This is a genomic window from Nostoc sp. ChiQUE01b (genome assembly GCF_034531255.1).
In the GTDB taxonomy this organism is placed as follows: Bacteria; Cyanobacteriota; Cyanobacteriia; order Cyanobacteriales; family Nostocaceae; genus Nostoc.
Genome location: NZ_JAVRBM010000040.1, coordinates 40,622 through 61,917 on the forward strand (window position 1 = coordinate 40,622; position 21,296 = coordinate 61,917).

16 protein-coding genes are annotated in these 21,296 nt (G+C 42.4%); 11 read left to right on the forward strand and 5 right to left on the reverse strand.

All coding sequences use genetic code 11. The features are described 5' to 3' along the window. Nucleotides 1-262 precede the first annotated feature (262 nt). Nucleotides 263-1,240, forward strand: coding sequence for a carbohydrate kinase (locus RMY63_RS23915; RefSeq protein WP_322731100.1), 978 nt, complete (start codon nucleotides 263-265; stop codon nucleotides 1,238-1,240). On the opposite strand, the gene RMY63_RS23920 is transcribed toward RMY63_RS23915, so the two are convergent. Then, the gene (locus RMY63_RS23920) at nucleotides 1,237-2,001 is read right to left on the reverse strand and encodes an HIRAN domain-containing protein (RefSeq protein ID WP_322731101.1); all 765 of its coding nucleotides are present in this window, start codon (nucleotides 1,999-2,001) and stop codon (nucleotides 1,237-1,239) included. The genes RMY63_RS23915 and RMY63_RS23920 overlap by 4 nt on opposite strands. A 619-nt stretch (nucleotides 2,002-2,620) precedes the next feature. Here RMY63_RS23920 and RMY63_RS23925 point away from each other — a divergent pair. Beyond that, the gene (locus RMY63_RS23925; RefSeq protein WP_322731102.1) at nucleotides 2,621-3,049 is read left to right on the forward strand and encodes a hypothetical protein; all 429 of its coding nucleotides are present in this window, start codon (nucleotides 2,621-2,623) and stop codon (nucleotides 3,047-3,049) included. 234 nt (nucleotides 3,050-3,283) lie between these two features. Here the strand turns inward: RMY63_RS23925 and RMY63_RS23930 are convergent, their stop codons facing one another. Beyond that, complete coding sequence (locus RMY63_RS23930) at nucleotides 3,284-3,961, reverse strand: polysaccharide deacetylase family protein (protein ID WP_322731103.1); 678 nt, start codon at nucleotides 3,959-3,961, stop codon at nucleotides 3,284-3,286. 378 nt (nucleotides 3,962-4,339) lie between these two features. Between RMY63_RS23930 and RMY63_RS23935 the strand changes: the two genes are divergently transcribed. The 3 genes from RMY63_RS23935 to RMY63_RS23945 all read left to right on the forward strand — a co-directional run bounded on the left by RMY63_RS23935 (nucleotide 4,340) and on the right by RMY63_RS23945 (nucleotide 8,286). Further along, a complete protein-coding gene (locus tag RMY63_RS23935; RefSeq protein WP_322731104.1) occupies nucleotides 4,340-5,710 on the forward strand; it encodes a calcium-binding protein in 1,371 nt (456 codons plus the stop codon). Nucleotides 5,711-5,939: 229 nt separating this feature from the next. Next, on the forward strand, nucleotides 5,940-6,881 hold the full coding sequence (locus tag RMY63_RS23940; protein WP_322731131.1) for an RnfABCDGE type electron transport complex subunit D: 942 nt from the start codon (nucleotides 5,940-5,942) through the stop codon (nucleotides 6,879-6,881). Between the two features lie 28 nt (nucleotides 6,882-6,909). After that, a complete protein-coding gene (locus tag RMY63_RS23945; RefSeq protein WP_322731105.1) occupies nucleotides 6,910-8,286 on the forward strand; it encodes a DUF2330 domain-containing protein in 1,377 nt (458 codons plus the stop codon). 309 nt (nucleotides 8,287-8,595) lie between these two features. On the opposite strand, the gene RMY63_RS23950 is transcribed toward RMY63_RS23945, so the two are convergent. Then, on the reverse strand, nucleotides 8,596-8,880 hold the full coding sequence (locus tag RMY63_RS23950) for a peptidase (RefSeq protein WP_322731106.1): 285 nt from the start codon (nucleotides 8,878-8,880) through the stop codon (nucleotides 8,596-8,598). Nucleotides 8,881-9,152: 272 nt separating this feature from the next. On the opposite strand from RMY63_RS23950, the gene RMY63_RS23955 reads away from it, so the two are divergent. From RMY63_RS23955 to RMY63_RS23965, 3 genes are all read left to right on the forward strand, one after another. Further along, nucleotides 9,153-9,581, forward strand: coding sequence for a DUF4363 domain-containing protein (locus RMY63_RS23955; RefSeq protein WP_322731107.1), 429 nt, complete (start codon nucleotides 9,153-9,155; stop codon nucleotides 9,579-9,581). 235 nt (nucleotides 9,582-9,816) lie between these two features. After that, nucleotides 9,817-10,467, forward strand: a complete 651-nt coding sequence (locus tag RMY63_RS23960) for a sigma-70 family RNA polymerase sigma factor (RefSeq protein ID WP_322731108.1) — start codon at nucleotides 9,817-9,819, stop codon at nucleotides 10,465-10,467. Between the two features lie 343 nt (nucleotides 10,468-10,810). Continuing rightward, nucleotides 10,811-13,534 carry a CHAT domain-containing protein gene (locus RMY63_RS23965; protein WP_416212545.1) on the forward strand — a complete coding sequence of 908 codons (2,724 nt, stop codon included), beginning with the start codon at nucleotides 10,811-10,813 and terminating at the stop codon, nucleotides 13,532-13,534. A gap of 92 nt (nucleotides 13,535-13,626) precedes the next feature. Here the strand turns inward: RMY63_RS23965 and RMY63_RS23970 are convergent, their stop codons facing one another. Beyond that, on the reverse strand, nucleotides 13,627-14,031 hold the full coding sequence (locus tag RMY63_RS23970) for a four helix bundle protein (protein WP_322731110.1): 405 nt from the start codon (nucleotides 14,029-14,031) through the stop codon (nucleotides 13,627-13,629). A 177-nt stretch (nucleotides 14,032-14,208) separates the two neighbouring features. Here RMY63_RS23970 and RMY63_RS23975 point away from each other — a divergent pair, with 177 nt between their 5' ends. From RMY63_RS23975 to RMY63_RS23985, 3 genes are all read left to right on the forward strand, one after another. Then, nucleotides 14,209-15,177, forward strand: coding sequence for a DUF1822 family protein (locus RMY63_RS23975; protein WP_322731111.1), 969 nt, complete (start codon nucleotides 14,209-14,211; stop codon nucleotides 15,175-15,177). A gap of 330 nt (nucleotides 15,178-15,507) precedes the next feature. Further along, on the forward strand, nucleotides 15,508-17,850 hold the full coding sequence (locus tag RMY63_RS23980; RefSeq protein WP_322731112.1) for a CHASE2 domain-containing protein: 2,343 nt from the start codon (nucleotides 15,508-15,510) through the stop codon (nucleotides 17,848-17,850). Nucleotides 17,851-17,996: 146 nt separating this feature from the next. After that, on the forward strand, nucleotides 17,997-18,797 hold the full coding sequence (locus RMY63_RS23985) for a DUF928 domain-containing protein (protein WP_322731113.1): 801 nt from the start codon (nucleotides 17,997-17,999) through the stop codon (nucleotides 18,795-18,797). Nucleotides 18,798-18,875: 78 nt separating this feature from the next. Here RMY63_RS23985 and RMY63_RS23990 read toward each other — a convergent pair whose 3' ends face one another. Continuing rightward, nucleotides 18,876-20,981 (reverse strand): M3 family metallopeptidase, encoded by a 2,106-nt coding sequence (locus tag RMY63_RS23990; protein ID WP_322731114.1) that lies wholly within the window; start codon nucleotides 20,979-20,981, stop codon nucleotides 18,876-18,878. Between the last annotated feature and the right edge of the window lie 315 nt (nucleotides 20,982-21,296).

The following is a 21,296-nucleotide window of genomic DNA, read 5'->3' on the forward strand; positions in this document are numbered from 1 at the left end:
TTGTCAATATTTTCTTTGGATTTCAAGTTGGCAAAAATATAAACTATGCGAAACTTCATGTAATAAATATAGCTTATTTTAATAAATATATTGTCTAAGCACTTAGAAAAAATCAGCGAGGATGAGAAGCATATATATGCTATAGAGTAATAAAAATTGCTATTTAATTCTATGAAGGACGGGCGACAGATTAGCAAAAACTATTGTAGATTTTATACTGTAAATTTCTAATCGCAAATCAAAATCTAAAATTGAAAATGAGATGAGCAATCCCCATGTTTTGTGCCTTGGTGAAATTTTGTTTGATTGTTTAGCCGATCAATTAGGGCTAAAGCTGGAAGAAGTGAAATCTTGGACTCCTTACCCAGGAGGGGCACCAGCTAATGTAGCCTGTGCTTTAGTCAAGCTGGGAATGTCAGCAGGATTTATCGGAGCTGTTGGCGAAGATGAGCCAGGAAATTTACTGGTCAAGCTATTACAAGATGTAGGTGTAGAAACTACGGGAGTACAACGCCATCCCACAGCACCAACGCGGCAAGTTTATGTTACACGGGATCTGGCTGGCGATCGCACTTTTGCCGGATTTGGTCAGTATGATACCGCAGAATTTGCCGATACTCGCCTGCAAGCTAAACAATTGCCAAATTCACTGTTTCAAGAGGCAGATTTTCTGGTTTTGGGTACTTTAGAATTAGCCTATCCTGAAAGTGAGGAGGCAATTCACCGCGCTTTAGAGTTAGCAGAACATTACGACTTAAAGATTATACTGGATGTCAACTGGCGTCCTGTATTTTGGAAAGAGCCAAACATCGCCCATCAAAAAATTCCAGAATTATTTAAGCGAGTTGATTTCCTCAAACTCTCCAAAGAAGAAGCTGAATGGCTATTTGAAACCGCAGATCCCGGAGCCATCACTTATCGTCTAGCTTCGATTGAGGGGGTACTGGTGACAGATGGCGAAAAAGGCTGCACTTATTGTCTGGGTGAGAACGAAGGCAAATTACCCTCGTTTTCCATCCCTGTAGTTGATACAACTGGTGCAGGAGATAGCTTTTTGGCAGGATTCATCCAGCAACTGAGTCAGTATGGTATCCACAGCTTGCGGGATGCAGAAACAGCAAAACGTATTGTCACTTATGCCAGTGCTGTTGGGGCACTGACTACTATTAAAGCAGGTGCGATCGCTTCCCAACCTACTGCTGCTGAAGTCGATGCTTTTATAGCCGCACATCAACTCTAAAAACTAGCATAAGTCACTGGGATATCAGCCACCAAAGGCTGATACTCCTGGCTAGAAAATGGCCGAAAATCTTCATGCCATTTTGCGGTCATATTGCACAATAAACGTAGTTGGAGAGCCGTCGGTACTGGGTTAACGCGCTCAACATGTACTTTTACAAGTTCGGGATTTTTGTTCTTGAGTTTAAAAACATCATCCACAATATACCGAGGGCAATAACCTACAATGTAATGATCCTCAGTGCATAAGAGCAATGCACGCGGGTCATAGGGATTTTGAAATTCGTTCGCTAAATATAATAGTTCACCCGTTTGTAATTGATTAATCCGTTCAGTTGCACAAGCAGGAAGGTGTCGCAGTCCATGTGCAAAAAAATGGATGTGGTATAAACCATTTTCATCTGGTTCTGGGCAGGGGAAAACTTCAAAATAATCTGTTACCTTGCGTCCACCACTCCGAGAAAGAATGCTAACTGGATCGTCTTCACCTTCGGGAATATTTAGCGATTCAATATAATTTTTGTAGTCAGGGCGAGAGCGTCGCATTAATCGATTAGAAAACAAGGGGAACAGTTCAACTGATGTGTATTCTTTGTTTAAGTCTGGGAAGGAATACAATAGCTGAAAATTATGTTCAGTTTGAGCTTTTACAGCACCTTGCGTATATACAAATTGATATTTTTTTCCGTCAAATGTTAAGCGACCAATGGGAAGCCAAACACGACTATTAGGATCTTGCCAAGCTAAAAAAAGTGTTTTCATAGTAGGGTGTCCAGCAGCTTACTTTGATTTAATTCCAATATCTTCTGTGCAAATTCAATTGCTGTTTGCGATATGCGACTAGATGGAATACGCTCAAAAAGCTTTAACGTATCATTGCTTGACACCCTTGCTAGATTATCTAACCACACTTTAGCTGCTTGTACGGGCTGACTGCATTGCGGATAATGCATTCATTAACTTATTATACGTTTATAAAAATAGGTATATAGCGGTTCTCGGCCCTTGTGAGGTGCAAGAACCCCACCCCCAACCCCCTCCCCGCAGGCGAGCTATCCATTAGTCACATCTTTCTTTACAATCTTGAAACGCTTGTTTTGTAGGCATCTTAAACACGCTCGGTGTGAGGCATACTTGACAAGTTACCTCTTAATATTCTCGCTAAAAGTAGGTTTTTATTGAGAATTAACGACGAACGAATCAGGGTTATAAAAAACGTGAGTGAATACTCTCGCAAATGTTAAGAAAGATCCGGGTAATGGATAGCCCGCAGGCGAGGAGGGGGCTATGATGTACATCATGTGATTAGGAAACGCTATAAAACTGCACTTTTACGTATATACTTAGTACCAATTTAGTGTAACAAAAGGACTTAAAGCTAATGAAGACAAAACAGTTTATTGCATCTACTTTAACTTTGTTTACTACAACAGTATTATGTTTTCCACTAGTACAGTCTACTGTAGCTCAAGCTGAGACAACTAGTACTGCTGTTGTTGGTACTACAAAAATTGCTGCTGGTTCTACAATACCTGGTGCTACAAATTGGCAAGTTTACCAAGGCAATATAAACGGAATTTATGTTGATGTAGATACTAGTGGAGCAAATTTTACCTCTACTCCAAAATACGTTACATCTATAGGTGGTGATGGTTATCACTGGGCGACTACTGGAGGGTCAGCAATTTATTATCCAACACCAAAAGGTTTTCGTATTTATGTTCGCTTCTCGGATTATAATGGCACTTTAAGTCCTGCCTTTGCTAACCAAAATAGATTCCACATTAACTGGATAGGTATTGGACAATAGTTGTTCAACTGTCTTGACCTAAAAGGATGTTTTAAAAGTCCCAAAAGGTATAATTTTGCTGTTCTCACTTGGGTTAACTTCGACAATAAATCAAGGTTTTAGCCATGTACTGAGATACTTTGCTATGCTAACTAAGAGAGCAAAAGACCCTTTTGAAACATCCTCTTAGTAATACCAAAGCCTGGAGTCCTCCCAGAATTCAGTATTTCTATAATGTATTGACACGCTAGTACTTTAGTTGGTCTTAACTTGCTGCCATAGAGTATCAACAGTTACAAACTTATAACCTTGTTGTAGCAGTTGTGGAATGAGAATTTGAATTGTGGCAGCAACATCTTGTCCACCACAAGAACCGTCATGCAAAACAATTATTGAACCATTTTTCACCTGCTGCATAATTCGCTGTACCACGGTGGTAATACCTGGGCGTACCCAGTCTTCTGGTACAACACTCCACATAACTGGGCGGTAATTCCACTGAAAAAACAATTTTAAAGTAGCAGGTGTAAATAAACCATTGGGAGGGCGGACATCTCGCACTTGTTGAGGTTGCAGATTGCAGGCATTGTAAATGGCAGCTTGGGTTTTTTCTAAACTGTCCTTCAGGTCATTTGGGGAAAGCATAGGAAAAGAGCGATGATCGTAGCCATGCAATCCAATCCAGTGTCCGCGATCGCTAACGGCTTTCGCAATGGTTGGTGAACGGTTGACGCAAACACCCAACCAAAAAAAACTCGCCGTAATCTTGTAACGGTCTAACACTGCCAAGACTTCGGGCGTGTATTGCGGATGGGGCCCATCATCGAATGTGAGTGCGATCGTTTTAGCATGGGGCTTTCCACTCCAAAGGCAGTTGGGAAAACTCGGCTGGAGAATGCGGTAGAAAATTGGGAAGAGGGGAGCTAGCTGCATAAAGTTTTTTGTTTTTCCGTAATCTTGCGTAACTAGACTGATTACTTAATATAGGGCTGTTAAGCGTGATTCGCACACTTAACAGTCTTATATCTAGAACTTACACGCTGTACAAATGGACAATTATATGAATTAGCATTCCTTGTAATGTTAGTAAATTTTCCCTTGTTCCTATTTCCAAGTTGGAAATGTAGTTTCCACTCATGAGCTATTCCTGCCTAACTGACTCAACTTATTTTTTTAGTTGTCAGATCAACAGGAAGTATCGCAGTCACAGAAGTAGGTGAAAAACAAAATTACAGCTTTTTCACATAATTGTTTTTTTGGCAAATTGTAAGTCCTGATATTAACAATTACTCTTTATTAAGGATAAACCTCGTGGCAATTAATTATTACGGAACTAATGGCAATGATGTTGTCTTCGGCAGTAGTGATAACGATACCCTCAGAGGCTTTGATGGTGATGACAAACTGTTTGGTCGTGCTGGCAATGACTTTCTAGATGGTGGCTTTGGCTTTGACACCATTGATGGTGGTGCTGGAACTGATACTACATCTTATGCTTTCTTTTCCGGGCCAATTGATGCCAATCTCTCCACTGGTGTAGTTAGGTTTCCGGGAAATTCTACTCTCACAGATACTTTAGTCAGCATTGAGAATTTAATCGGTACAGCTGGCAATGATACGATTGTTGGTAATAACGACAATAATGTTCTCAATGGTGGAGCAGGTAATGACTTCATAGATGGTGGCTTTGGCTTTGACACCATTGATGGTGGTGCTGGAACTGATACTACATCTTATGCTTTCTTTTCCGGGCCAATTGATGCCAATCTCTCCACTGGTGTAGTTAGGTTTCCGGGAAATTCTACTCTCACAGATACTTTAGTCAGCATTGAGAATTTAATCGGTACAGCTGGCAATGATACGATTGTTGGTAATAACGACAATAATGTTCTCAATGGTGGAGCAGGTAATGACTTCATAGATGGTGGCTTTGGCTTTGACACCATTGATGGTGGTGCTGGAACTGATACTACATCTTATGCTTTCTTTTCCGGGCCAATTGATGCCAATCTCTCCACTGGTGTAGTTAGGTTTCCGGGAAATTCTACTCTCACAGATACTTTAGTCAGCATTGAGAATTTAATCGGTACAGCTGGCAATGATACGATTGTTGGTAATAACGACAATAATGTTCTCAATGGTGGAGCAGGTAATGACTTCATAGATGGTGGCTTTGGCTTTGACACCATTGATGGTGGTGCTGGAACTGATACTACATCTTATGCTTTCTTTTCCGGGCCAATTGATGCCAATCTCTCCACTGGTGTAGTTAGGTTTCCGGGAAATTCTACTCTCACAGATACTTTAGTCAGCATTGAGAATTTAATCGGTACAGCTGGCAACGATACGATTGTTGGTAGTAGCACCAATAATGTTCTTGACGGTGGAGCAGGTAGTGACACTCTCGTTGGTGGTTATGGCACTGACGTACTCACAGGTGGTGCTGGCGCAGATAAGTTTGTCTTCAATAGCAAATTCGAAGGTATCGATATCATCAAAGACTTTGAGTGGAGAGAGGGTGACAAAATCCAGATTTCCAAGTCTGCATTTGGTGCTAGCTCTAACAACCAGTTCAGCTACAACAGCACTAATGGTAACTTATTCTTCGTAGGGTATCAATTCGCCACTATTGAGAACAAGCCTTCTGACTTCTCAGTTAATCTAGATATTGTGCTGGTATAAATTTTTTCCTTTTATTCCATATCTTCATCCTTCGGTCAATTAATTGGAAAAAGGTAGGAGTGCGATCGCATCCCTACCTTTTTGATTATCTTTAAGTTCAAACATCACAGCGATCGCTTTGGTCTGTAAATGCTTTATTTTGTAACAAAATCTGTAACAGCAATGCTATTTGACCTAGCGCTCGTCTAAATTGATATAAATCTACGAATAAACACTGGATAAAATGTTAATTTTGTTCAAAGATATACGAGATTATCAAATTTCATTTTTGGGCTTGTTCCTAGTTGTGGGAATCAGTACACGAGACTGGACGTTGCGACCAGAGTTGATTGGGGTATTAATCGCCACTTGTCTAGTAACTCAATCGATATTGTCATTTGTCACTAGTCATTGGTCATTGGCAAACAACATAGACGCCCCAGCGGCTTCCCGCAGGGTAGGACAAATTACGAATCTTCGCAGTGCTTTAATTACCTCACTGGGACTCAGTTTACTGTTGCGGGCTGACCACTGGACGACAATGGCAATAGCCGCAGCAATTGCGATCGCCAGCAAATTTATCTTCCGAGTCGGCGATAAGCATTTCTTCAATCCTGCCAATTTTGGCATCATATCTGCCTTAATTTTCACCCCCGATGCTTGGGTTTCACCGGGACAATGGGGTGAAGAATGGTGGTATGGGCTATTATTTCTCGGTACAGGCGGCATGATTTTGCAGCGCATCGGTCGCTGGGACACCACAGCAGCTTTTTTGGGTTCTTACTCTTTGCTAGAGGCGATTCGCAATCTCTGGCTGGGTTGGACGTGGGATGTTTACTGGCATCGATTGATGAGTGGGTCTTTGCTGCTGTTCGCCCTATTTATGATTACAGATCCGCGATCAATTCCCAATTCCCGAATTGGGCGGGTAGTTTGGGCAGTTTGTATCGCCGGATTAACTTTCATCCTACGGAATTATTTCTTTGTCCCCACCGCAGTCTTCTGGGCGCTGTTCATCCTTGCCCCGTTGAGCATTCTGCTAGATGTTCTCTGGTTAGCCCCAAGGTTTGCTTGGCAAAGGGGAGATGAGGGAGATGAGGGAGATGAGGGAGATGAGGGAGCAGGGGGAGCAGGGGGAGCAGGGGGACTAACTCCTGTACAGACGCGATTAATCGTGTCTCCTAACTCCTAAATCAGCACTTAATATGAAGGTATAAAAAATGAAGTTTTTTCGACTTTTAACGCCATTACTGTTGACAATTGTCGCTGTATTTTGCTTTGCACCCGCAGCTTGGGCATTTTGTGGATTTTATGTAGCTAAAGCTGATACGAAGCTGTACAATAAAGCTTCTCAGGTGGCGATCGCGCGGGATGGCGATCGCACCATCATGACAATGGCAAACGACTTTCAAGGCGAAGTCAAAGATTTTGCAATGGTAGTACCAGTGCCAACGGTGCTGCAAAAAGAACAAGTTCGCGTCACTGAACCCAAGATTATTGAGCGCCTAGATGCTTTTAGTGCACCGCGATTGGTAGAATATTTTGACCCAGATCCCTGTGCCCCAGTTTACGAAAGAGAGTTATCAGCAGCACCAGCGCCAGCAGCAGCGAGAAGTGAGGCAGCGGATGCAAGGGGCAATGCTAGCTTGGGTGTGACGGTCGAAGCACGTTTTAACGTTGGCGAATACGACATTGTGATCCTCAGCGCGAAAGAATCTGGTGGACTGGAAACTTGGCTTAAACGCAATGGCTACAAAATTCCCAGAGGTGCGAAACAGTTACTTCAGCCTTATATTCGCTCCTCTATGAAATTCTTTGTTGCTAAAGTCAACTTGGATAAATTCGAGCAATCTGGCTATCAGTTCCTCCGTCCGCTACAAATTTCTTACCAATCGCCTAAATTCATGCTGCCAATTCGTTTAGGCATGATCAATGCTACGACAGAGCAGGATTTAATTGTCTACATCCTCTCGCCCCAAGGAGAAGCAGAAATCACTAACTATCGGACGGTAAAAATTCCCTCCGACGCGAACATTCCCTTATTTGTCAAAGATGAATTTGGTGAATTTTACAAATCTATGTTTCAAACTATCTACACTAAAGAAGACAGGAAAGTTGGTTTTTTAGAATACGCTTGGGATATGGGTAGTTGCGATCCTTGTTCTGCTGAACCCTTGACTCCAGAAGAACTCAAGCAAGCAGGCGTATTTTGGCTAGATGATAATTCTACAAGTAATGTGCCAGTACCCCCCAGTTTTCGTCGTCCCTCTCCTAGAAGTAATGTCTTCATCTCTCGATTGCATGTTCGCTATACCCGCGACAAATTCCCTGAAGACTTGATATTTCAACAAACTGCCAACAGTGAATCTTTTCAAGGACGCTATGTTTTGCAACATCCGTTCCAAGGGGAACTTAAATGTCAGGCTGGTAGACAATATAAGCAGTCTTTACCCAAACGTTTTGAACAAGAGGCGCAAACTCTAGCTAAACTAACCAACTGGAAAATCCAAGATATTCGTAACAAAATGAAATTGAGTGTAGGTAATCTGAGATATTCTTGGTGGGAAAATTTCCTCTCCTGGCTGGGATTATATTAATAAGAGTGGGGAGTAATACCAATTCGCAATTCGCAATTAATAAATCCATATTTGACAAGGGTTTATGGATTTGGATCTGTTTCAAAAATTTAGGGAATTGGTATAAGATTAATTTAAAAAATTAAATCTTATCCAGCAGAATTCAGGAGTAAAATCCGCCTTGGATCTGGGTAACAAACTTAGCTTTTGTACCTCCCCTACTTGAAATCTGCTGTAATTTACTTCCCTTATTTTTTATCACCTGATAAGTCTTAAATTATTGTTAAAATACTCCTTTGAAAACCTCCTAAAATCTCGAATTAGCCAATCTTAATTCTTTATGTCGTTTCGTTTTTTCCGATTGAGTAATCCAGACATACTTATTCCTGTCACCAGCAGACCAATCAATCCCAATCCATTAAAAATTGGATAAATTGCTTCTAAATGTAATATTTCTCCTGTATGAATTCTTAACAGCAAACTAGAAGAAAGTCCAGTACTAATTGGCCATTCTTTAACAATAGTTGTCAATATTCCAGTCAATACAGTTAATATTAAAGGTAGACAAATTATGATGCCAATCGTGCGGTGATACTTCCGAAATGATCGTTTCATAGTCGTTTTCCAGAAATGTTATTATTTTTATACTAGTGGTTCTTAAAGTTAGGTGTTGCTGAATTATGAAAAAATCATGTTTTTCTCCTGCATTTTTGAGTTTTCGATGTATATTTTTACCTTTGTAAACTTATTCTATAAATAAGTATAGGGTTAAGTGATATATTTATCTAGTCAAGACTAGCCCCATAAATATTGCTATTAATGCTGGCAAACAGCAGACTATTCACTTTCGTCAATTACAGCTTAATAATGAATCGAGGAGTTTTACAATGAAGCGTTTTCAACTAATGTCGAGCGTTGTGGGTATAAGCTTATTAGCTTTGGTAGGCTGCAACAGTCCCGAACAACCTACTACCCAAACGACCCCAGTGGTGACTCCTAATGCTAGCGCAGCATCAGCCCCAGCGACAACATCCACTACAGGTAATAGTAGTTTATTAACTATAGTATCCAAAACTAAAGCCGCAGTTACATCTGGCAACTTTGTTGAAGCTAAAAAAGAATTTGACAAATTTGAGGATGCTTGGAAAGAAGTTGAAGACGGTATCAAAGTTAAATCTCCTAAGAGTTATGAAACTATAGAGACAAATATGGATCAGGTTACAGGAGAACTTAAAGCTTCTAAACCCCAAAAAGACAAATTATTGACAACATTGCAGTCATTAGAAAAAACTATTACTGCTGTTTCAAAATCTTAACGAAATGTGCATTCAAGTAATTTTGAATGCATCGCTGCCCTCCCTACCCGGAATCTACGGTGTACGCGCAAGTCGAAAAAAGCTTGATTTTACTTCAGAACCTCAAATCTCCTAATAGTTTATGCCCGTTCCTCACTCCCTTTTAAAAAAGATCCGGCATCTGACCAAAGGTAATTCTTTCAGGTGTTGTTATACGCAATACTAAGATATTCTTGCTTTCTTCGCCAAGATTGTCATGGTTCAATTCGATGAACAGCTACGCCGCTTAGTTAGAGAAGCCTGTGGACACCAACGTGGAAGCCCTCAGCGTCAGAAGCTGCTCACGCAAATTATTCGCTTGACAGCAAGTAGACTCTGGAGGGAATCTACTCCCTACTATCAAGACGCACTACAACAAACTTGGTTGTATTTCTGTCGCAATGTTTGTGAAGGTTTGACAGGCCAAACCTACGATCCCAATTATGGCAGTGTGATCACCTGGCTGAATGCTTATCTAAAACGGAGACTACAAGACTTTTACCTTAACCAGAACCGAGAACAAGCCACAACAGTCCCTCTGAGAATTCGTCAGTCTACATCTGGTGGAACAAGTGAAACTATTGATCCTGTAGATAACCTACCAGCTAGTCCCCAAGCACCTCCGATTTTGGAAGACTTGGAGATATGGGCGAAGACAGATTTGGATGGGGAACTGCGCGGTACTTACATTAAAGGGCGTCCAGATGTGAATTGTCAGGTGTTAATTCTCAAACGCTTACCTCCAGAAGTTAGCTGGAAAGATTTATCTGAGGAATTTGGGTTGTCAATTCCGACATTAAGCAGTTTTTATCAACGCCAATGTTTACCGCGTTTGCGTAAGTTTGCAGAATTGGAGGGATTATTATGATCGGTGCTGTTAGCGAATAACTAGGGTTGAGCCAGTGCTGAGTCAGAAGTAGTACTGATGAATCTTCTCACTTTCAGCCGAGGTATTCATTCCTTGGAATTAATTTTATACCTAAGCCTAGTTAATTTTACTTTTTACTCAGCACTATTTCGGTGGGTTTTTGTTTAAGGTTTGCGATCGCCTTTTAACTATACTTTGCTAATCAAGTTTCACTGCGATCGCAACAAATAAGAAGATTGTGGAAGCTCAAAGATTGGTGAGGGATGGGAATGGTAACATTACCCTGTTAGCCTAATAGTTGATCCTATGTGTTTCTGGTTATCACCTACCTCTCGTCATGCTTATGGCTAAAACAACTAGGATTTTTGGCGCGAATTCTCTAAAGTTTAAAAACAGGGGTGCGGAAACGGCAAGGACGCGCTGGCTCACCCCCCTAGCTCACTTTTTACGTTTGCCTTTGTACTTCTTGGTCGCTTTGCTATGCATTGTCGGTTCACCAGTGCTAGCAAAAGTTCCTAGCTCAATCAATTCTTCATCCCAACTGCCAATAAACAATCTGACATCGCTGGCTGTGCCCACTGATGCCGCCTCTCTCCTACAGCAGGGCAAAGTTTTATACAGTAATGGCAACTTTGCCAAAGCTGTAGAAGTGTTACAACAGGCTGTCCAAATATATAAGCAGCAAGGGGAGAGCCTCAAATTAGCAGCGACACTGAGTAATCTTTCCCTAGCTTACCAGCAACTCGGTGCATGGAGTCAGGCGCAGCAGGCAATTACAGAGAGCTTAAATTTACTCAAAGGACAGGATAAAAACCAAAATCTGCAACTATTTGCCCAATCACTAGATATTCAAGGTCGTCTGCAATTGGCAATGGGACAGTCCGAGGCGGCTTTGGCAACTTGGCAACGGACAGAAGAAATTTACAAACAAGCAGATGATAAAAGTGGTGTGGTGCGATCGCTAATCAATCAAGCACAGGCGTGGCGCACTCAAGGATTTTACCCACGGGCGATCAAAACACTCGATCGAATAAGTCAGACGTTAAAATCTCAACCCGATTCTATAGAAAAAACAGTGAGTTTGCGATCGCTCGGTGATGCCCTTTTGGTATTGGGCGATTTGAAAAAGTCACGCCAAGCATTAGAAGAAAGTCTGATAATTGCTCAAAATCTCCAATCAAATGCTGATATTGGGGCTAGTCTGTTCAGTTTGGGGAATAATGCCCGTAAACAAAACCAAAAGCAACAAGCGATCGCCTATTATCAACGAACAGTCGCAGTATCTCCCTCACCTCTAACAAAAGTTCAAGCACAACTCAATCACCTGGGACTACTGATTAAAGATAAAGAATGGCCAAAGGTTCAAACTCTTTTGCCGTCGATTGAGCCCCAACTTGACCAACTCCCCCTCAGCCGTGCGAGTATTTACGCTCATGTTAACTTTTCACAAAGTTTGGCAAAAGTCAAGAGTGGTATATTACAAGCATCGAGTCAGAGTTTTTACTCAGGATTAAGTACAAAAGATTCAGCAAAATTACTCGCTAGTGCCATCCAGCAATCGCGTAGTTTAGGAGACAAGCGGGCAGAGGCTTATGCTCTGAAGAGTTTAGGCGGCTTGTACGAAGAAACCAGACAGTGGTCAGAAGCGCAAGACCTGACCAAACAAGGATTAGCTTTGGCACAGAGTAGCAATGCACCAGAAATTACCTATAGCTTGGAGTGGCAGTTAGGTAGATTGCTTTGGGCAAAAAAAGATATTAATGGTGCGATCGCCGCTTATGATGCTGCTGTAGACACTCTTGAGTCTCTCCGCAGAGATTTAGTAGTAAATAAAGATGTAGTCAACCAGGATGTGCAATTTGACTTCCGGGACAGTGTAGAACCCGTCTACCGCCAGTCAGTAGAGTTACTGCTGCAATCTCAAAAAGGAAAACCAAATGAAAAAATATTAGAGAAAGCACGCCAGCGGATTGAAGCACTCCAACTAGCAGAATTAGACGATTTCTTTCAGGAAGCTTGTCTGCAAGGTCAGAAAGTAGCCCTCGATCGAGTAGTAGACAAAGATAATACCAAGGCTGCCATCCTTTATCCAATTATTCTTCGTGACGAACTCCAAGTAATTGTCAAAATTCCTAAACAACCTCTGCAAAGCTACAGTACCAAGATTTCCCAAGCAAAAGTAGAGAAACTCTTAATAGAACTGCGAAGAAATCTAGTCAATCCAACTGCTACTAAGATCGTCCAAACCCAATCGCAAGAAGTTTACAACTGGCTGCTTAAACCCATTGAGTCACAACTGCAAAAAAGTAGCGTCGATACCTTAGTCTTCGTCCTAGATGTCCCATTACGCAATTTACCAATGGCAGCTCTCTACGATGGTAAACAATACTTGGTAGAGAAATATGCGATCGCCCTGAGCGTCGGTCTACAACTCCTCGACCCGAAACCGCTAATTAAACAGCAGCTTAAAGCGCTAACCGCAGGACTGACTTTGCCGCCGCCAGGATTTCCCAAGTTTGCACCATTGCTGGCGATCAAATCTGAATTTGAGGGTATTACTAAAGCAGGAGTTTCGACAACCAGCCTATTGGATGGAGATTTTAAGAAAAAGAATTTGGAAAGTGAAATTGGTGCTGCTTCATTCAACATAGTGCATTTGGCAACCCACGGTCAGTTTAGTTCCCGCCTTGAAGACACTTTTATTTTAGATTTCGATGGTCAGATCAATGTCAAAGATTTTGATACTCTCTTCCGCAGTCAAGGTAAAACCGTAGTAGAATTATTAGTTCTGAGTGCTTGCCAGACAGCAACAGGAGACAACCGTGCAACACTCGGTCTAGCAGGAGCAGCTGTCCGAGCTGGGGCACGTAGTACCATCGCTTCCCTGTGGCAAATTGATGATGAATCAACAGCGATGTTTGTTAGTGCTTTCTATCAAGAACTCAAGAGTGGCAAAATCACGAAAGCCGAAGCAGTCCACCGTGCCCAGCTACAACTGCTGAAACATCCCAACTACAGAGCGCCAAGCTTTTGGTCTGCCTATGTATTGATTGGTAATTGGTTGTGATTTGGGGATTGGGGACTGGGGACTGGGGATTGGGGACTGGGGATTGGGGAGTCCTTCATCTAGCTCAAAACCTCAAATCTCTCAATCATCAATCACCAATTACCTAATCGAGTGCCGTACTCTTCTTTACCTTGTTGTTGGGAACGAATGAAACGACAGTAACCGTTAAGACCTTTTTCAATCTGGTCTTTCAGCTGACTAACCCAGTGTAATTGTTCTGTATTGCAGTACCCCAGGCTTTCAGCAATAATGAAGGCGCTTTTAGCCTCAGTTAATGAACCACGAGCAATGTACATAAAACGCAATCTATCTAGATAATGATAACGTCCGTAGCCCTCAGCTATATTCAGTAAAACACTACAAGCCGATCTTCGTAATTGATCGCTCAAATTGTAACGCTCAAAAGTTGGCAACCTATCTGCTAGTTGATAAGCCGCTTTTAGCAGCTTGAGGCTATCTTGATAGAAGTCTAAAGACTCAAAACCTCTATCTCCCATATCATCTTAATATACAAACAATCTCTCAATTTTATGGGATATTTTTATCTAATCCCCAATCCCCAGTCCCCAGTCCCCAGCCCCCAATTCTCTTTTTCCAGTATTCAATTTTGTGGCATAAATTTATTGAATGCGGGTGATATATACATAGCAGCATTGAACCCTAGAAATTGACTTATGAATAACTCCACCTATCAGCTAGATGATTTCGCTTTAACATTGCCGATTTCCCAAACAGCTCGCATAACTGCCCAGCAATTTGCTAACCAGCAACCAAATCTTGAAAAAGCAGAGCAAGTCCGGCTGAATACTTTAGCTGTATGGGTGGTGAATGACTACTTGCAGATGATGGATATTCCTACCGATCTTCAAGCTAGTGACAGTTGGAACCCGATCGTGCGTCTTTGTGCGGATGTCGCTGATTTAGAAGTGCCCTCAATTGGGCGTCTGGAGTGTCGCCCTGTCCATCTGCATCAGCAGATATGTTCTATTCCTCCAGAAACTTGGGAAGAACGGGTGGGTTATTTAATAGTTCAATTTGATGAATCCCTCGAAGAAGCAAGGCTGCTTGGTTTTATCCCTAGTGTGGCAACCCAAACAGTTCCTTTAGCGCAACTGCAACCATTGGAAGCGTTTATTGACCACATCTGGCAACTGCGTCAATCCCCAGTTAATTCATTAGTGAATTTGAGTCAGTGGTTTGCTGGTATATTTGAGACGGGTTGGCAGACTATTGAATCGCTGTGGAACGTGCCGGAACTCAGGGCAACTTATGCCTTTCGCAGTGTTGAAACTTTGGAATTAGATGCCCTCAAACAACTAGAATCAATTATTAAACGGGCAAAAGTGATTGATTTAGGTATCCAAATCCACAACCAACCTGTGATGTTGATTGTGGAAATCAGTCCCGAAAAAGATCGACAAACTAGTATTCATCTCCAATTGCACGCCACTGGAAATCAAATCTACTTGCCACCAGGAGTTCATCTCACTGTTATAGATAGTTCAGGAGCAATATTTCTCGACGCTCAATCTAGAAAATCAGACAACTACATTCAGTTACAATTTCGTGGTGAACCTACAGAGCAATTTAGTGTTAGGGTAGCTTTGGATAATACCAGTATTACCGAATATTTCCAAATTTGAAATATGTATAGCAATCCGATTTGATTCGGTGAATTACTCATAGAGATTGGGGACTGGGGACTGGGGACTGGGGACTGGGAACTGGGAACTGGGAACTGGGAAGAAGGAATGAAGGTGTACTGAGTTTTTTCACGCAATCAAATATGAGTCCTATAGCTATCTTTGTTCTTTGTCGGTAATTTATTAAATGATAATTCATTAATTGAAAATTAAAAATTAAAAATCCAAGCCAGCTTTTGGGGATTTTGAAAAAAATCTGTAGACGCTTGTGAAGCTTGCGATCGGACATTAGAACAGGGCACGATCTTGCATGGGGAGATAGCGACGGTTATGGGTAAATTAGTGGCGATCAAATTTGGAGAGGGTAGTTTTGAGCAGGGGTTTGCTGTCACCCTCCAAATTGGTGAAGAACACGAGCGTGCTGCAACAGAAATCACTGGGAGGCTACCTTCATTCCCGGAAATGCCGCTCTATTATAGTCATTGGCAGTCTAGTTATCGGCAGATAGGCAATCGTTATCGCCTCCATGCTGACCAAATGCAGGTGACGAATGTATCGATGGTTCAAGACTGCGAAAACGCTTCTCATATTTTGCGGGCACGCTTTAATACCTGGCTGCGAGCAGAGGAGTTTCGCCCTTTGAGGGAAAAATGGTTAGAAAGATTATCGTCCAACGACGAAGTACGGGTGATTCTGCAAACAGAAAATAGCCAATTGCAGCTATTACCCTGGCATCTGTGGGACTTATTAGAACGCTATCCCAAAGCTGAAATTGCCCTTTCTTCACCATCCTACGATCGCATTCACCAGCCACGCTCTCTCAATCAATTAGTCAATATTTTGGCAATTGTGGGCAATAGTAAGGGGATTGACACCCAAGCCGATCAGGCTTTACTGCAACAGTGTAGTAACGCAAAGGTGAGCTTTTTAGTAGAACCACAACGTAAGGACTTGACTGAGCATCTCTGGGGAAAAAACTGGGATATTCTTTTCTTTGCTGGCCACAGTTCCAGTCAAGGAAATGGCGAAAGCGGACGAATTTACCTGAATAGAACTGATAGTCTTACCATTGGCGAGTTAAAGTACGCTCTTAGAAAAGCTATTGAAAATGGTTTGCAATTAGCTATATTCAACTCCTGTGATGGATTGGGATTGGCGCGAGAATTAGCTGATTTGCAAATTCCTCAAATGATCGTCATGCGCGAACCCGTCCCAGATCAGGTTGCGAAGGAGTTTTTAAAGTATTTTCTCCAAGGCTTTGCCGGTGGCGAGTCTTTATATCAAGCGGTACGCCAAGCGCGGGAACGCTTGCAAGGACTTGAGGATAGATTTCCTTGTGCAACTTGGCTACCAGTAATTTGCCAAAATCCGGCGCAGATTCCACCGACTTGGGATGAATTAAGGTCTGCAAAATCTGAAGATGAAGATAAAGCAAATTTACCTTTATCTAACAGAGACAAATTTAAAATAATTTTGTTATCCAGCTTGGCAGTTACAGCTTTGGTTTGTGGCGTGAGATTTATGGGATTGCTAGAAAATCCAGAGATTCAAGCCTTTGACCTGATGATGCGATCGCGCCCTGCAGAAGGACTCGATCCCCGACTGTTGATCATCACAATTGACGATGAGGATCTGGCAACTCAAAGACAAAATGGCGAGTCCTTGATCGGAGCTTCTATTTCCGAAAAATCTCTCAATAAACTCTTAGCAAAATTGAATCAATACCAACCCCGCGCGATCGGCTTAGATATCTACCGTGATTTTAAGGCCAAAGAGCCAGATTTAATTACTCGTCTCCAGCAAACTCAGAACTTGGTTGGCGTATGCAAGGGAAGTGATAGCTCAGGAAATATCAAAGGCATTAAGGCGCCACCAGAAATCCCTCCAGCAAATCTGGGATTTAGTGACTTTATTCACGATCGCGATGGAGTTATTCGTCGGCATCTTCTGTTCATGAATCAGGAGACGACATCATTGTGTTCTGCTCCATATTCCTTCAGTTTACAACTAGCATCCCTTTATCTGCACCCTTTAGGAATTCAAACAAAGTTCACCCCTGAAGGAAATTTGCAGTTGGGTAAGACTATTTTTCCTAATCTGAAGTCTCGTACTGGTGGCTATCAAAATATTGATGCTAATGGCGGTCAAATCTTACTCAACTATCGTTCTTCAAAAGAAATAGCCGAACAGGTAAAGCTAACGCAATTTTTATCTAGTCCGGTTAACCCCAGCGCCATCAAAGACCGGATTGTTCTGATTGGTGTGACTGCAAAGGGGGATTCTCCAGACACCTGGCCTACACCTTATGGCATTCCTTTAGATGAGCAAATGCCAGGAGTACTGGTACAAGGTCACATGGTCAGCCAGATCCTTGGTGCAGTTCAGGATGGGCGGCCGTTGCTGCGGGCTTGGACATGGTGGGCGGAGGTCGCCTGGATTTGGGGCTGGTCTTTGATTGGGGGAGTCCTAGCTTGGCGCCGGCTTTCCTTACCCTGGTTGGCATTGGCAATCGGTGTTACTTCTAGCGTTTTGTATATAGTTTGCTTTGGTCTGTTAATTTCGGGTGCTTGGGTGCCTTTCGTACCGTCGGCTTTATCACTGGTAGCTATGACGAGTTTGATGTCAATTTATAATAATTCAAAAACAAAAGTACGGGCGGGGAATGGGGAATAGGGAAGAAGCAAGGGAACAGGGAGCAGGGAGCAGGGGGCAGGGGAGCAGGGGAGAAGTTGCAGTAAGTTTTTTCCCTTTGCCCCTTTGCCTCTTTTCAATGCCCGATCTAAAATCTAAAATCTAAAATCCTATCAGGTCAGGTTTCTATGAATTCAAATTCACAACCGATAAAACTGTTTTTAGTAGTAGCTTTTAGCTGTACAAGTTTATTAGCTAGTCTGACTCCAGTACTGGCGAAACCAACCTCTAATCGCTCTGATGCTAAAACGATCCTTGCTCAAGCCAAAACCTTTAATCAACCTCCAATTCCAGCTGGCTCACCTCCTGGGGGTCGCGTTCGCGGTGGAGCGAAGCGTGGGGAACCCGGATGTCCTACACCTAAAATTGACTTGACTGCTTTAGTGCCTTTTACTGAGGAAGCTAACTCAGTGATTAATGTCTGGGGACAAACAACAGTAGAACATCCAAGTTGGTTTTTCTATGTGCCATATACCAAAGATTCGTCATATACAGTTGAATTTGTGTTGCAAGATTTAGACGCTAACAAGGTATACGATAAAGCGATCGCTTTATCGGATAAGCCCGGAGTCATCCGTGTTTCTTTGCCTACCACTGCTCCAGGTTTAGCAGTAGATAAACAATACCGTTGGTTTTTCACCATTAATTGTGACAAGCAAAAGAATTCGCCTCCAACTTTTGTTGAAGGGGTAATAAAACGAGTTAATCTGAGTCAACCAACACTCAAAGAAATAGAAACGGCAGAACCTCTAAAGCGCTATGCTATCTATGCCCAAAATGGGATATGGTACGAGGCACTGACGACGTTGGCTGAACTGCGTCAAAAAAATCCTCAAGATCCAACACTCAAAGCAGAGTGGCGAAATTTGTTAAGCAGCATCCGCTTAGATGATGTTGCCGGAGAACCGATTCTTCCAGGAACACCTTAAACGAGGAAAATAATCTTTAGTTAAGCAACAATTTTGATGTAGAGAGGTTGCAATACAACATCTCTACATCGGTGTTGTTTAGTTTCCAGCAGCACTTACTAAACCATTGTGCCTAAGCAAAGCGATCGTACTTGGTTCACGACCCCGGAAAGTTTTAAACACCTCCATTGGATGCTTGCTACCACCGAGTGCTAGCACCGTATCTCGATAACGCCGACCTGTAGCTTTTATAGCTTCATCATTTTCAAGCCCAGCTTCTTCAAAAGCAGCAAAAGCATCAGCACTAAGCACTTCAGCCCATTTGTAACTGTAATAACCTGCTGCATAACCACCCTCAAAAATGTGCCCAAAAGAACATAACATTGAATCTTCTGGAAGTGGTGGTAAAACAGTAGTAGTCTTGGCTATGCGATGACGCACATCTGCTGGAGTTTCATTGCTACCAGAACGATAGCGGTAGTGTAGTTCTAAATCAATACTGCTAAGGTGAATTTGCCGTAACATAGCAGTACCACTCATATAATTACGCGCCGCTAGCAGCTTTTGATAATAATGCTCTGGTAAAGCTTCTCCAGTTTCGTAATGTTTAGCCATGCCAAACAAAGTGGGTCGCTCATAACACCAGTTTTCCATAAACTGACTGGGTAGTTCCACTGCATCCCATTCTACATTATTGATACCTGCGGCTCCAGCATAGTCAACCTTGGTGAGCATGTGGTGCAATCCATGACCAAACTCGTGGAACAAGGTCTCTACTTCATAGAAAGTCATCAAACTCGGCTTGCCATCTACTGGGGGAGTTTGGTTACATATCAAATAAGCCACAGGCAACCGGATGGTAGTTGCACCATTTTCAGTTTTGCCACGATTGATGCATACATCCATCCAAGCACCACCACGTTTTTCTGCTGGACGGCTATAGGGGTCTAAGTAGAAGTAAGCGATGGCAGAACCAGTTTCATCAGCTATTTGGAAATAACGGACATCCTCATGCCATACTGGGGCTTGACCATCGGCAGGGGTAACAATAACACCAAATAGCCGCTTAACAAGCCCAAACAAGCCATCTAATACTTGGGGAAGAGGAAAGTAGGGACGCAACTCTTCAGCGGTAAAGGCAAATTTTGCTTCTCGTTGGCGTTCTGCCCAAAAGCTGATATCCCAATGTTTTAAATCTTGATATTCTTCCCCATGCGATGCAGCAAAAGCTTGGAGTTCTTTTAAATCTTTGACAGCAGCATCATAACTGGCTTGGCGCAATTCTGCTAATAGTGCTTCGACTGCCTCAACATTAGGAGCCATTTTACTTGCAAGGCTCAACTCGGCAAAACTCTTAAAGCCAAGTATATCTGCGAGTTCTTGCCGTAACTCCAAAATACGCACAATTAACGGGTTATTATCTAAATCGCCACTAGAAGCGCGAGTGATATGAGCTTTGTAGAGCTTTTCACGCAAATCTCGACGGGTACTGTGTTGCATGAAAGGGCCGAAACTGGGGAAGTCTAAAGTAATGCGCCAAGGGCCATTTTCTGGTGTGGCATTCTCTTCTTTTGCCGCACGTGCAGCTTGGGCGGCTAAACTCACCAAACTTGGTGGTAAACCGTCAATTTCCGCTTTTGTTGTCAGAGTTAAGCTGAAGGCTTTCGTGGCATCAAGTACATGGTTAGAGAATTTGGTAGAAAGTTCTGCCAACTCCATCTGAATGGCGTTGAAACGCTCTCTTGCTTCTCCTTTTAAGCCAACACCAGAAAGTTCTGCATCTCGAATGGCGGCTTCTACAATGCGCTGTTGGGCTAATTCTAAAGTTGCCCAACTATCACTGCTACGGAGTGCTTTAAAAGCATTATAGATAGGTTGGCTTTGACCGAGTTTGTTGATAAATTGTACAACTAGTGGTTGTACGATTTCATGAGCTTCGCGCAGTTCTGGGCTATTTTTAACACCCATTAAATGATTTACCGCCCCCCAACTCCAGGTAAGCCGTTCTGTCAGCTTTTCTAAGGGTTCTACTAAACCACTCCAAGTGGGCTGTACGCTAGTCTCTAAGGTGGCAAGTTGCTGGTTAAGTTCTGCTAGCAACTGATTGAAGGCTGGTACTACTCGTTCTGGTTTAATCTTTGCAAAGGCAGGTAAACCAGTGCCTTGGAGTAAGGGATTATCGGAAATAATGGTACTTGCACTCATGATTTTGTGTGAACTGCGAACGAAAAAAAATCATTGTTGATTTTTATTTATATATCTTCTAATGTAACGATCGCTGTGCTATTTAGTATTGCCATTGTGGCAAAAAGCTAAAAAAACGATAATTCCTCACAAAAGTATGCTGATACGACTATTTTGTTTAGTTTATGAACGATACCTGACAGGCGACAGTTCCAGAAATATCAGCGAAAGTCTCTAAGATAATATAATCATGCACCCATCCTCTCAATCAGGTGGCTAATTATGACCGAAACAGACTCATGATACAGAGCAACTAAATTTATTTATGGGGATTAT